This is a genomic window from Microbacterium sp. MMO-20, assembly GCF_037147735.1.
Classification (GTDB): Bacteria; Actinomycetota; Actinomycetes; order Actinomycetales; family Microbacteriaceae; genus Microbacterium.
This window is the reverse complement of record NZ_JBBCUU010000002.1, coordinates 474,788-487,210: the sequence shown is the minus strand read 5'-3', so window position 1 is coordinate 487,210 and position 12,423 is coordinate 474,788. Positions and strand designations below refer to the sequence as shown.

The following is a 12,423-nucleotide window of genomic DNA, read 5'->3' as shown; positions in this document are numbered from 1 at the left end:
TTGAAGATGCCTTCACGGCTCGTATCCAGTATTAGACGCCGTTTCCAGCGCTTATCCCAGAGTCAGGGGCAGATTGCTCACGTGTTACTCACCCGTTCGCCACTGATCCACCCAGCAAGCTGGGCTTCACCGTTCGACTTGCATGTGTTAAGCACGCCGCCAGCGTTCATCCTGAGCCAGGATCAAACTCTCCGTAAAGAAAAAATGCATACCCCATCGGGAAAACGACGAAGCAGCGAGTTTGAACTGACCAAAGAGATACTCATTGCTGACTATCCATTGCCGACACCAAAGTGCCGGACTTTGATCCAAAGGAATCTCTGCCGGCTACGCCGGCACGAGGTTAATTGGCATTTGACAAGTGCACGCTGTTGAGTTCTCAAGGATCGGACGCTCCCCCCACCCAGCCTCACAACCAGACAGAAGGGCAACTTCTCAATCTTAGACCCCATCTCGTGGCCTGTCAAATCGGTGGCGCCTGAAGAGTCAGAACGACAGACCATCTTCGACGGGTTTCGAGGAGTGGGGATCCCATCCTAGACCGAACGGCCGTGTTCTCTCAATGAGAGGTTCGGGATGGAGTGGTTCTCCGCTTGAGGGGGCGAGGCCTTCCGGCTCTTCGCTCTTCCCTGTGGGGCGAACAAGTAATAAGTTACGTGGCTCCCGCGTATCCGGCAAATCGGCGCGCCATCCCGGGCGTGTCGCGGGGTTCGCCTGCGTGTGCCACGCGCAGCGTAGGGTGGCGTTGTGAGCGCGATGGTGCCGCTTCCGGCCCGCACCGACGTCTCGGCGTTGGCAACGGGTGCCGTGATGCGCGCCGCGACGGCGGCCTCGCGCCTCGCCGGGCTCGACGAATCCCCCGCCATCGATCCCGTTCGCTTGGCGGTCGCCTACTCCAGTGAGCGATGGCTGCGATGGGACGGCCGCGCGCAGGTCGGATTCGCACCGCTCTCCGCGTTCTTCCGCACGAGCGACGGGTTCGTCCGCACTCACGCGAACTACGCCCACCACCGTCAGGCCCTGCTGCACGGTCTACGTCTGTCGTCGGACGCCACACGGGACGATGTCACGGCTGCGCTCCAGGTGCGGACCACCGAACGCGCCGTCGCCGACGTGGCGGAGCGGGGCGGTCTCTGCGTCGCCGTCCGGGTGGAGGAACCTGCAGCGGACGCGGCGCTGCGGCGCACCCCGCTCGTCGACATCCGGCGCACCTCCGCTGCACCACCTCGACCGTCCCGCCCGATCGATGCGGACCTGCCGCTTCACGGCATCCGGGTGCTCGACCTCACTCGCGTGATCGCGGGTCCGGTCGCCACCCGCACACTCGCCTACCTCGGCGCCGACGTCCTGCGCATCGACCCGCCCCACTTGCCCGAACTCGCGACGCAGCACCTCGACACCGGCCACGGTAAACGGTCCGCGCTGCTCGATCTGCGCTCCGCCGCGAGCGGCGACCGCTTCGCGGCACTCGCGCAGGACGCCGACATCGTCGTCCTCGGCTACCGCGGCACCGGGCTCGAGGCGCTCGGCATCTCCCCCGCGGCCCTCATCGCACGTCACCCCGGCCTGATCGTCCTGTCGCTCAGTGCGTGGGGGACGGACGATCGTCGCGGCTTCGACAGCCTGGTCCAGGCGGAAAGTGGCATCGCGCGCATCGAGTCGACCTCGGACGAGCCCGGAGCGCTCCCCGCGCAGGCTCTCGATCACAGCGCCGGGTACCTTCTCGCGGCCGCCGCGATCGAGCTCGTAGGCCGACGTGCACGCGAAGGCGGCTCGTGGCACGCGTCGACGTCGCTGCGTCGCGTCGCCGCGGAGCTTCTCGGGTTGCCGAGGACACCGGATCCACAACCGGGGGTCCTCCCCGCGTCCGCGGACGGGCACACGCAGACGTTCGACGTGGCCGGTGTCCGGGTCACGACCGCGGCACCCGCCTTTCGCTCCCCCGCCGGGCGGGACGCCTTCGCCGCGCCGAGGCCGTGGGGCCTCGACGAGCCGGTCTGGCTCTGACGACGCGGAGCCGCACACAAGGGCGGCCCCCGCTCCGAAGAGCGGGGGCCGCCGTTGGTGAAGGCGAGTGTTACTGCGCAGCCTTCACGATGTCGAGGAGCGTCGGGTTGTTGGCGTACGCCTCGGCCGCGTTCTCCTTGGTGACGATGACGGGCGGCAGCAGGTACGCCGGGACGACCTTCACGCCGTTGTCGTACTGCTCGGTGTCGTTGACGTCGACCTCTTCGCCCTTCTGCATCTGACCGATCATCTTGATCGTCTGCTGGACGAGCAGCGTCGTGTCCTTGTTGATCGTCGAGTACTGCTCGCCGGCCATGATCGACTTCACCGACTCGACCTCGGAGTCCTGACCGGTGACCGTGAACGTCGCGATGTCCTTACCGGCCTGCTTCACCGAGGTGATGATGGCGCGGGCGAGGGTGTCGTTCGGCGACAGCACGCCGTCGATCGTCGCGGACGTGTAGTTCGCGGCGAGCAGTGCGTCCATGCGGCTCTGCGCGTTCTCGGCCTTCCAGCCCTGCGTCGCCGTCTGGGCGATCGCGGTCTGACCGGAGACGACCTTCAGGGTGCCGTCGTCGATCTTCGGCTGGAGCACCTTCATCGCGCCGTTGAAGAACACCGCCGAGTTCGCGTCGTCCGGCGAACCGGAGAAGAGCTCGATGTTCCAGGGAGCACCGTGGCCCGAACGCTGGGCGAGACCGTCGAGGAGGGCCTGGCCCTGCAGCTCACCGACCTTGAAGTTGTCGAACGCGACGTAGTAGTCGACGTTCGGCGTGTTCTCGATCAGGCGGTCGTACGCGATGATCTTCACACCGGCATCCGCGGCCTGCTGCAGCTGGGTACCCAGCTGCTTGCCGTCCTTGGCGCCGATGACGATGACCTTCGCGCCGTTGGTGATCATGGCGGAGATCTGGTTCTGCTGCTCGGCGACGGTGTTGGATGCCGGGGCGTACTGCACGTCGCCCGTGAAGCCGGCCTCCTTCAGCCCGTCTTCGAAGAGCTTGCCGGCGAGCACCCAGTTCTCGGAGGTCTTGTCCGGAAGCGCCACGCCGATCGTCGCGTCCGCCGCGAACCCACCGGAGGCACCGGCGTCGCCGGAGGCCGAGGGGTCGGTGGTGCGACCGGAGCCGGAGCATCCGGTCAGCGCGAGCGCCGTGACAGCGGCCAGAGCCGCCGCCGCGAGTGCGATCTTCTTCATTGATTCATCACTTTCTCTTGGTGGGATACGGAAGGGAAGGTACGGGGGTCCGCGTCAGACCTTCGGGAGGTCGGCGGGCTGGCTCGAGGTGTTCGTGCCGGAGGTGGGGACGACGGCGGGGACCTCGGCGATGACCTCGGCGCTCTTGTCGCGCCGCCGCATCATGAGGCCGATGATCGACGGCCCACCGCGACGCTTGCTGATGACGTCGACGGCGACGGCGAGGAGCAGCACGAGGCCCTTCACGATCGAGACGGCATCGGCGCCCGCACCGATGAGCTGGAGTCCGTTGTTGAGGAACGCCATCACGAGACCGCCGATGATCGACCCGATCACGGTGCCGATGCCGCCCGAGACGGCCGCGCCGCCGATGAAGACCGCGGCGATGGCATCCAGCTCCCAGCCGTTGCCGTCCTGCGGACCCGAGGCCGTCGCGCGACCGATGTAGATCATTCCCGCGATCGCGGCGAGCACCGACATGTTCATCATCACGAAGAAGTCGACGCGACGGTCCTTGACGCCGGACAGGCTCGCGGCGAGGCGGTTGCCGCCGACCGCGTAGATGTGCCGGCCGAACACCGTGCTGTTGGTGAGGAACGAGTAGATCACCACGAGAACGAGGAGGATCACGCCCGAGATGGGGAAGCTCGTGCCGGGACGCCCTGTCGCGAACAGCCAGGCCGCCCACAGGATGGCGGCGCTCAGCAGCACGACCTTCACGACCGAGACCCACACCGGCGCACGGTCCGCATCGATCTTGGCCTGCTGACGGCGCAGGCGCACTTCGTTCCAGACGATCCAGCCCGCCCCGATGAGGCCGAGCACCATCGTCAGGACGTTGAAGTCGAAGGGCAGCGGCAACTCGGGAAGGTAGCCCGAGCCGATGAAGCTGTACTCCGGCGGCACGGGGATCGTCGTGGACTGTCCGATCGCCTGGTTCGCCCCGCGGAAGATGAGCATGCCGGCGAGGGTGACGATGAACGCCGGAACGCCGACGTACGCGACCCAGAATCCTTGCCACGCTCCGGCGAGGGCGCCGACGACGAGACCCATCGCGATCGCGAAGGGCCACGGCACGTTCCACTCGCTCATCGACTTCGCCACGATGATGCCGACGAACGCCGCGACAGAACCGACGGACAGATCGATGTGACCCATGATGATCACCATCACCATGCCGATCGCGAGGATCAGGATGTACGACTGCTGACTGACGACGTTGATGAGGTTCTGCGAGGAGAGGGTCTTGCCCCCCGTCCAGAGCTGGAAGACGAGGATGATGGCGATGAGGGATCCGAGGATGCCGAACTGACGGCCGGTCGAGCCGGATCCGAACATCTTGCGGAGGTCGGAGAATCCGCCCTGTCGATCCTTTGCTGTCGTGTCGGTCATGCTCTCGCCTTCGGTCGGGAGGAGGTCATGCTGCGCATGAGGTTTTCGGGAGTGGCTTCGGATGCCGGGATGTCGTCGGTGATCTGGCCTTCGAAGACGGTGTAGATGCGATCGGCGATGCCGAGCAGCTCGGGCAGCTCGCTCGAGATGAGGATGACGCCCTTACCCTGCGCGGCCAGCTGCTGGATGATCGTGTAGATCTCGTACTTGGCGCCGACGTCGATGCCTCGCGTCGGCTCATCGAGGATCAGCAGGTCGGGATCGGTGAACATCCACTTCGCGAGGACGACCTTCTGCTGGTTGCCTCCGGAAAGCTTCGAGACCCCGACATCCACCGACGGCGTCTTGATGCGCAGTCGTTTGCGGTAGTCCTCGGCGATGTCGTTCTCGGCGTAGGGGTCGACGACGCCGCGGCGGGAGATCTTGGCGAGCTTCGCGGCGACGATCGAGCGCTTGATCGTGTCGAGCAGATTGAGTCCGAGAACCTTCCGGTCCTCGCTGACGTACGCGAGACCGTGCGCGATCGCCGCCTGCACGTCCTTCAGCACGACCTCCTGGCCGTCCTTGATGATCGTGCCGCTCAGGTACTTGCCGTAGGAACGCCCGAAGATGCTCATCGCGAGCTCCGTGCGTCCGGCGCCCATCAGGCCCGCCAGACCGACGATCTCACCGCGGCGGACGAACAGGTTCGAGCCCTTCGCGACGAGGCGTTCGGCGACCTGCGGATGCTGCACCGTCCAGTCGCGCACCTCGAAGAACACTTCGCCGATGTGGGGGGTGCGATCGGGGAACCGGCTCTCCAGCGAGCGGCCGACCATCCCGCGGATGATGCGGTCCTCGTCGACGCCGCCGGCGCGCAGGTCGAGCGTCTCGATCGTGCGACCGTCGCGGATGATCGTGATCTCGTCGGCGATCTGCTCGATCTCGTTGAGCTTGTGGCTGATGATGATCGACGTGATCCCCTTGCCCTTGAGGGACAGGATCAGATCGAGCAGGTGCTGCGAGTCGTCCTCGTTGAGCGCCGCGGTCGGCTCGTCGAGGATGAGGAGCTTGACGTCCTTGGCGATCGCCTTCGCGATTTCGACGAGCTGCTGCTTGCCGACGCCGAGGTGCTTGATCTGGGTATCGGGGTCTTCGCGGAGTCCGACCCGCGCCAGGAGATCGACGGCGCGCAACCGCGCCTCTGACCAGTCGATGACACCGCCGCGGGCGATCTCGTTGCCGAGGAAGAGGTTCTCGGTGATGGAGAGCTCCGGGATCAGGGCGAGCTCCTGGTGAATGATCGCGATGCCCGCCTGCTCGGAGGCGCGGATGTCGCGGAACGCGACGAGCTCGCCGCGGAACCAGATCTCGCCGCTGTAGGTGCCGTGCGGATACACGCCGGAGAGCACCTTCATGAGGGTGGACTTCCCTGCGCCGTTCTCCCCGCAGATCGCGTGGATCTCGCCCGCGCCGACGGTGATCGACACGTCGCTCAGCGCCTTGACGCCGGGGAACTCCTTCGTGATGGAGCGCATCTCCAGGATCGGGACCGCGTCCGCCATGGGCTCGACCTCCTCGTCGTCCGATATGCCTGAAGCATGGTTGCAGCGGTTCTCCGCCGGCGATGTGACCGTTCACATCGCTTGAACATCGTGCACCCTCCGCCGCCTCGTGTCAATTGCGCGCGAGGCCCGTTATCGAAGCGTCATCTTCGACGCGTCAGCGCGGGAGCCGTCGAGTCCCGCACGACGAGTTCCGGAGTGAGATCGACACGCTCGCCGCCTGCGAGTTCGGCCGCGCCGGGCGAATCGGTCGTCGTCGTCGCCGTCGAGTCGATCGCCCGCAGCAGTGCGCGCACGGCACGCTCTCCGAGCCCCGCGAAGTGCTGATGCACCGTCGTGAGGGGTGGGGCGGCATGGCTCGCGAGCGGGATGTCGTCGAAGCCCACGACGCTCATCTGGCGCGGCAGGTCCACGCCGACATCGCGGAACCCGTGCAGAAGTCCGAACGCCATCGCGTCGTTCGCAGCGAAGACCGCAGTGAAGTCGAGGCGGTGGGAGAGCTCGACGGCGGCACGATAACCGAAGTCGGCCGTCCAGTCGCCGAGGATCGGCGGACGGGTCGGCAGATCGGCGTCGGAGAGTGCGTGGAGGTAGCCGCGCATCCGACTCTCGGCCTCGATCCAGTCCTGGGGGCCGGCGACGTGCAGGATCTCGACGTGACCGAGGCCGATGAGGTGCTCGGTCGCGAGGCGTGCACCGCGCACCTGATCATCCGCGATCTCTGCGACGCCCCGTTCGGCCGCATGGAGGCCCAGATAGGGGATGTCCACGTCGAGCTCCGCCAACACGTCGAACACGCGCACCTGCGGGGCGTGCACGATGATGCCCTCGACCGACTGTCGACGCAGATGCTCGACGGCCGCGCGAATCGTCTCGGGCCGCGTATCGGCGAGGTACGCGGAGTTGACCCAGTAGCCATGCGTGCGCGCGGCATCCTCGACGGCGGCCAGACTCGATGTCGGGCCGTACTCGCCGCGGGAACCGAGGATCACCCCGAGCGTGCGCGAGCGACTGGTCACGAGCGCGCGCGCGGCCTGGTTGGGCCGATAGCGCAGCTCTGCCATCGCGTCGAGCACGCGCTGCTTCGTCTCCGGGCGAATCGAGGGATGTCCGTTGAGGACGCGCGAGACGGTCTGGTACGACACGTCGGCTGCTCGCGCGACGTCGCGGATGCTCGCCGTGCGGGTGCGCTCCTCGCCTGTGGTCACCGCGCCCTCGCCTTCGATGTGCACGTTCACATTGCCCGCGTCCACCCTAGCGCGCGAGGTTCATGCGCGGCGAACGCGGCTCCGCCGTGCGATGACCACGACACAGAGTGCGATGGTGACCACGCCCCACGCGGCGCACGCAGGAGGCAGGACGCGATAAGCGAGATGCTGAGCCGTCCACGTCGCCGTCAGCGGCCCGTACGCGAGGAGGCCGAATCCCCACGCCGCCGCGAGGATCACGGGCAGCGAGGCCCACCAGGCATGACGCGCGGCGCCGGGCAGAACACGGCCGACGGATGCCGCGGGCGTACGGCGCGAGATCCACCAGGTCGCCCAGATCGCGAGGATGGCGAGCCCGACGGCGCTCGACCCGTGCTGGACCCACTTGTATCCCGTGAGCGGCCCCCACTGCTGAGCGAGGGCCGGCAGGATGCGAAGGCCGAACCGACCCTCGTGGGTGAAGGCGTCCCACGCGATGTGGGAGAGCACGCCGATCACGAGGGAGGCGATGAGGAGCCCGGCGAGGGCGACGGGGTGCCGAGGCGGCAGTGTGCGCAGGACGTTCGAGCCGGTGGCATCCCACTCCGACGGCAGGCGCCGCGCGACGGCGAGCGGAGCGAGCTCGCGCACGGCCGGGCGCAGCAGCGCGTACCAGAGCACGAGCAGCACGAACGCGATCGCTGTCGACAGTGCGACATTCGTGTGCGTCGCCTGGTAGCTGAGCGGGGTGCCGCGCAGGAACAGGGGCAGGTCCGGCGTCATCGCGCCGATCGCGATCGCCGCCGGCAGGAGCGGCGTCCGCACGAACGGCAGCGCGACGACGGCGTGCGACGGAGTGAACGGCACGCGCGCAGCCTCAGCCGACGAACAGACCCGCGAGCGTCTTCTTGCCTCGACGCAGGACCGAGACGCCGCCCGGCAGTCCGCCCGTGACGACCGCCGCCTCGTCGTCGACCTTCGCACCGTCGAGCGACACTCCGCCCTGGGCGATCGCCCGACGCGCTTCCGACAGGCTCGAGACGAGACCCGTGTCGACGAGCGCCTGCGCCACCGGCGCACCGGCGGCGATGGAGGCGTTCGGCAGCTCTTCGAGCGCGCTGCGCAGCGTCGCGGCGTCGAGCGTGGAGAGGTCACCCGAGCCGAAGAGCGCGTCGGAAGCGGCGACGACGGCCTCGGCGGCCGCCTCACCGTGCACGAAGGTCGTCACCTCGAGGGCGAGGCGCTTCTGCGCGGCGCGGCGGAACGGCTCGGCCTCCACGAGCGCCGCGTACTCCTCGATCTCGGCGCGGGTGAGGAAAGTGAACACCTTGAGCCGATCGACGACATCGGCATCGGTCGACGACAACCAGAACTGGTACATGCGGTACGGACTGCACATCGCGGCATCCAGCCAGATCGCATTGCCCTCGCTCTTGCCGAACTTCGTGCCGTCGCTGTTGGTGATCAGCGGAGTGCCGATCGCGTGCACTCCCGCCCCTTCGACGCGGTGGATGAGGTCGACGCCGCTCGTGAGGTTGCCCCACTGGTCCGACCCGCCCGTCTGCAGCACGCAGTCGTACTGACGGTAGAGCTCCAGGTAGTCCATGCCCTGGAGGATCTGGTAGCTGAACTCGGTGTAGCTGATGCCGGCTTCGGAGTTCAGGCGTGCGGAGACGGCGTCCTTCTTCAGCATCGTGCCGACGCGGTAGTGTTTGCCGATCTCGCGCAGGAAGTCGATCGCCGACAGCGGCGCCGTCCAGTCGAGGTTGTTCACCATCCGCGCGGCGTTGTCCCCGTCGAAGCTCAGGAACCGCTCGACCTGGGCGCGCAGGTAGCCGACCCACTCCGCGACGGTGTCCTTCGTGTTGAGCGTGCGCTCGGCCGTCGGGCGCGGGTCACCGATGAGACCGGTCGACCCCCCGACGAGGCCGAGGGGCTTGTGGCCCGCCAGCTGGAGTCGACGCATCGTCAGGAGCTGCACAAGGTTGCCGAGGTGCAGGCTCGGCGCCGTGGGGTCGAAACCGCAGTAGTACGTGATCGGGTCGCCGGACAGGAGATCGCGCAGAGCTTCTCGGTCGGTGGACACGTGCACGAGGCCGCGCCAGACGATCTCATCCCAGACGTTCTCGAACGTCGGATCGTTGGCGGGCTCCAGTGCTCTCACGGAGGCGGTTTCAGACACGCGTTCCAGGCTATCAGTGGCCTCGGAAGCAGCCGGATCCACGCCGCCCGCGACCGCGGTGTCCCCCCGCCGTGACAGACTCTGCACATGGATGCCGGAGCCGTCGACCTCAGTCGGATGACGCTCTCTGCGATCATTCTCACCGCCGCCGTCGGCACCGCACTGACGGTCGCTCTCGTCCTCGTCGCCGTGTCCTCACGGCGGCTCCGCACGGCGCCGCTCGTGGTCGCGGGAGTTCTCGTCGTCGTGTGCTTCGTCGCCGCGTCCGTCTTTCCCGCGCGGATCCCCGGTCTTCTGGGGGCGGTGCTCGCGCTCCTGTCGATCGCGCTCGCGACCATCGGCGGCAATCCGGTCGTGCGCTGGGTGCTCCGCGCAGCGGACGGGGGCAAGACGACGGAGGGGCCGCGCGGGGGCATCCTTGTCGAACTGATGGCCGAGCACGCCGCGGCGACGCCGACGGCGGCCCGCCAGGAGGAGATCCTGCGCGGCGGCACCACCATCGGCTATCTCGAACGGCTCGCAGCCGCTCTGAGCCTGGTGGCCGGATTCCCCGCGGCGATCGCCGTCATCGTCGCGCTGAAGGGCATCGGCCGTTTCACCGAACTGGCGACGCCCGCCGCGCGCGAACGCTTCATCGTCGGGACCCTCGCGAGCCTCGTCTGGGCGTGCGCCGTCGCGGCGATCACCCCACTCGCGCTGTGGTGAGGTCTGGGCCTCGGGGGTGAACGAGCCGAGGCCGCAGCACGCCGGGGTTCAGAGTTCGACGAGCTGCCCGTAGGCGAGGATGATCGTCGTCGCGCCGGCCGCGGCGAGGGTCTGCGAGACCGCGGACTGACTGATCCCCTGCGACTGCGCGAGGTCGCCCTGTGTCACGCCGGCGATCCGTCCGCAGACGAGCGCGCGCACCCGGTCGCTCCACCGCCCGACGACTCTGTCGCGGGCCAGGGCGGCGGCGTTCGCGATTCGGACGAGGTCTGCGGCACCCGCCGCATGCTCCGCGGCGGCGGCGACCCACGTGCGCGCCTGCGGCGCCTCCCGTCGCGCGATCTCCTCGACGTGCTCGATCGCAGCTCGCGCAGCCCACCACCCGGGCCCTTCGGAGAGAGATCCGCTGGTCGACGGAATCTCCTCCACCTCGCCGAGACCGAGTCCGAATCGCAGGTCCAGCCCCGCGGGCAGCGCCAGGCGGACGAGGAGGGTTGCCGCGAGAGCTGCGCGCAGCGTCGGGAACGCTCCCTGAAACTCGTCGCCGACGACGGCTGCGAATGGACGGACGGGCCGCGCGTGCGCCGGAAGGATGTCGACGACCTGTGCGAATGCGGACTCGATCGCGCGCTGCGCGGTCCGGCGATCGTCCAGCTCACGGGAGCTCACGATGTCCGCGATGACGGGAATCATGTCATGAGCATATCTCTTATGTACGAGAAATAAGAAGGCGAATGCCTATATCGAGAGCGATATCAGGAAATCACTGCCTGCGCTGCCGCCTGCGCACGCGACACGAGCTCTGCCCGCTGCTCGCCTACGCGCACTCCCGCTGTGCCCCCGACTCCCGCCCGACTCGCAACCGAGCCCTCGATCGACAGGACCTCGAGCACCGAGGCATCCAGGTGCGGCGAGACCTGAGCAAGGAGCGCATCATCGGCGTCCTCCAGCCCGATCCCGCGGTCCTCGCACGCTCGCACGAGAGCTCCCGAGATCTCGTGCGCATCACGGAACGGCACACCGCGCTTGACGAGCCATTCGGCCACATCAGTCGCGAGCGAGAAGCCGGCCGGCGCGAGCGCTGCCATGCGCTCGACATCGAAGCGCAGCGTCGCAACCATCCCCGCGAAGGCGGGGAGGACGACCTCGAGGGTCGCCACGGAGTCGAACACAGGCTCCTTGTCCTCCTGGAGATCACGGTTGTAGGCGAGCGGTAGCGCTTTCAGGGTCGCGAGCAGACCCGAGAGATTGCCGATGAGGCGCCCCGCCTTGCCACGAGCGAGCTCGGCGATGTCGGGATTCTTCTTCTGCGGCATGATGCTCGACCCGGTCGAGTAGCCGTCGTCCAGCGTCACGAAACCGAACTCGCGCGTGTTCCAGATGATGATGTCCTCGGCGAAGCGGGAGAGGTCCACACCGATCATCGCCGCGATGAAGGCGAACTCGGCGACGACATCGCGGGCCGCCGTCCCGTCGATCGAGTTCTCGGCGGGGCGCGCGAGCCCGAGGCGGTCGGCGACGAGCTGCGGGTCGAGGCCCAGAGTCGCGCCGGCGAGCGCTCCCCCACCGTAGGGAGAAACCCCCGCGCGAACCGACCAGTCCCGCAGGCGCTCGAGGTCGCGCACGAGCGGCCAGGCGTGGGCCTGCAGATGATGCGCGAGCAGCACCGGCTGGGCGTGCTGCAAATGCGTGCGCCCGGGCATGATCGCATCCCCGTGCGTCTCGGCCTGCGAGACGATGGCGTCGATCAGCCGGAGGACGTCGCGCGCGATGACCCGTGCGTGGTCGAGCAGGTACAGGCGGACGAGAGTCGCGATCTGATCGTTGCGGCTGCGCCCCGCGCGGAGCTTGCCGCCGAGCTCGGCCCCCACCTCGGCGATGAGCGCGGCTTCCAGCGCCCCGTGAACGTCCTCATCGGCATCGGATGCCGTGAGGTCACCTGACTCCCAGGCATCCCGCAGCGCGTCGAGCCCCTCGTGCATGCGCCGCTCCTCGTCGGGAGTGAGGTATCCGGCGGCGGCGAGTGCCGCCGCGTGGGCATGCGAACCGGCGAGGTCATACGGTGCCAGCACCCAGTCGAAATGCGTGGAGCGACTCAGCGCGGCGAGCTCGGGCGAAGGGCCGGAAGCGAATCGCGCGCCCCACAGCGCTCCTTCGTTCGTACCGTGTGCGGTGGAATCAGTCACGGCGCCAGCCTACCGACCCGAC

10 protein-coding genes and 1 rRNA gene are annotated in these 12,423 nt (G+C 67.9%); 2 read left to right on the top strand and 9 right to left on the bottom strand.

What is annotated here, in order from left to right:
* A 16S ribosomal RNA gene (locus WFI52_RS05945) occupies nt 1-198 on the bottom strand; the annotation flags it as partial.
* Between the two features lie 558 nt (nt 199-756).
* Here WFI52_RS05945 and WFI52_RS05940 point away from each other — a divergent pair.
* Nucleotides 757-2,007, top strand: coding sequence for a CoA transferase (locus WFI52_RS05940; RefSeq protein WP_336626074.1), 1,251 nt, complete (start codon nt 757-759; stop codon nt 2,005-2,007).
* Nucleotides 2,008-2,077: 70 nt separating this feature from the next.
* Here the strand turns inward: WFI52_RS05940 and WFI52_RS05935 are convergent, their stop codons facing one another.
* The 6 genes from WFI52_RS05935 to tyrS form a co-directional block, all read right to left on the bottom strand.
* Nucleotides 2,078-3,205 carry a substrate-binding domain-containing protein gene (locus WFI52_RS05935; protein WP_336625653.1) on the bottom strand — a complete coding sequence of 376 codons (1,128 nt, stop codon included), beginning with the start codon at nt 3,203-3,205 and terminating at the stop codon, nt 2,078-2,080.
* A 54-nt stretch (nt 3,206-3,259) separates the two neighbouring features.
* The gene (gene mmsB / locus WFI52_RS05930; protein WP_336625654.1) at nt 3,260-4,597 is read right to left on the bottom strand and encodes a multiple monosaccharide ABC transporter permease; all 1,338 of its coding nucleotides are present in this window, start codon (nt 4,595-4,597) and stop codon (nt 3,260-3,262) included.
* Nucleotides 4,594-6,141: a multiple monosaccharide ABC transporter ATP-binding protein gene (mmsA, locus tag WFI52_RS05925; protein ID WP_336625655.1), complete on the bottom strand. Its 1,548-nt coding sequence runs from the start codon at nt 6,139-6,141 to the stop codon at nt 4,594-4,596. The genes mmsB and mmsA overlap by 4 nt, the downstream gene beginning before the upstream one ends.
* 143 nt (nt 6,142-6,284) lie before the next feature.
* Nucleotides 6,285-7,379 (bottom strand): LacI family DNA-binding transcriptional regulator, encoded by a 1,095-nt coding sequence (locus WFI52_RS05920; RefSeq protein WP_336625656.1) that lies wholly within the window; start codon nt 7,377-7,379, stop codon nt 6,285-6,287.
* A 30-nt stretch (nt 7,380-7,409) separates the two neighbouring features.
* Nucleotides 7,410-8,195 carry a DUF4184 family protein gene (locus WFI52_RS05915; RefSeq protein WP_336625657.1) on the bottom strand — a complete coding sequence of 262 codons (786 nt, stop codon included), beginning with the start codon at nt 8,193-8,195 and terminating at the stop codon, nt 7,410-7,412.
* 10 nt (nt 8,196-8,205) lie between these two features.
* Nucleotides 8,206-9,510, bottom strand: a complete 1,305-nt coding sequence (gene tyrS / locus WFI52_RS05910) for a tyrosine--tRNA ligase (RefSeq protein ID WP_336625658.1) — start codon at nt 9,508-9,510, stop codon at nt 8,206-8,208.
* Between the two features lie 87 nt (nt 9,511-9,597).
* On the opposite strand from tyrS, the gene WFI52_RS05905 reads away from it, so the two are divergent.
* Nucleotides 9,598-10,215 carry a hypothetical protein gene (locus tag WFI52_RS05905; RefSeq protein ID WP_336625659.1) on the top strand — a complete coding sequence of 206 codons (618 nt, stop codon included), beginning with the start codon at nt 9,598-9,600 and terminating at the stop codon, nt 10,213-10,215.
* A 48-nt stretch (nt 10,216-10,263) separates the two neighbouring features.
* Here the strand turns inward: WFI52_RS05905 and WFI52_RS05900 are convergent, their stop codons facing one another.
* The gene (locus tag WFI52_RS05900) at nt 10,264-10,908 is read right to left on the bottom strand and encodes a SatD family protein (protein ID WP_336625660.1); all 645 of its coding nucleotides are present in this window, start codon (nt 10,906-10,908) and stop codon (nt 10,264-10,266) included.
* A gap of 62 nt (nt 10,909-10,970) precedes the next feature.
* Entirely contained in the window at nt 10,971-12,401 is a 1,431-nt protein-coding gene (gene argH, locus WFI52_RS05895; protein ID WP_336625661.1) for an argininosuccinate lyase, read from the bottom strand.
* Between the last annotated feature and the right edge of the window lie 22 nt (nt 12,402-12,423).

What these genes read in the sequence shown, in the direction of transcription:
- WFI52_RS05940 (WP_336626074.1), top strand. Translation starts at nt 757, where the DNA reads ATGGTGCCGCTTCCGGCCCGCACCGACGTCTCGGCGTTGGCAACGGGT.
- WFI52_RS05935 (WP_336625653.1), bottom strand. Translation starts at nt 3,205, where the DNA reads ATGAAGAAGATCGCACTCGCGGCGGCGGCTCTGGCCGCTGTCACGGCG.
- mmsB (WP_336625654.1), bottom strand. Translation starts at nt 4,597, where the DNA reads ATGACCGACACGACAGCAAAGGATCGACAGGGCGGATTCTCCGACCTC.
- mmsA (WP_336625655.1), bottom strand. Translation starts at nt 6,141, where the DNA reads ATGGCGGACGCGGTCCCGATCCTGGAGATGCGCTCCATCACGAAGGAG.
- WFI52_RS05905 (WP_336625659.1), top strand. Translation starts at nt 9,598, where the DNA reads ATGGATGCCGGAGCCGTCGACCTCAGTCGGATGACGCTCTCTGCGATC.
- WFI52_RS05900 (WP_336625660.1), bottom strand. Translation starts at nt 10,908, where the DNA reads ATGATTCCCGTCATCGCGGACATCGTGAGCTCCCGTGAGCTGGACGAT.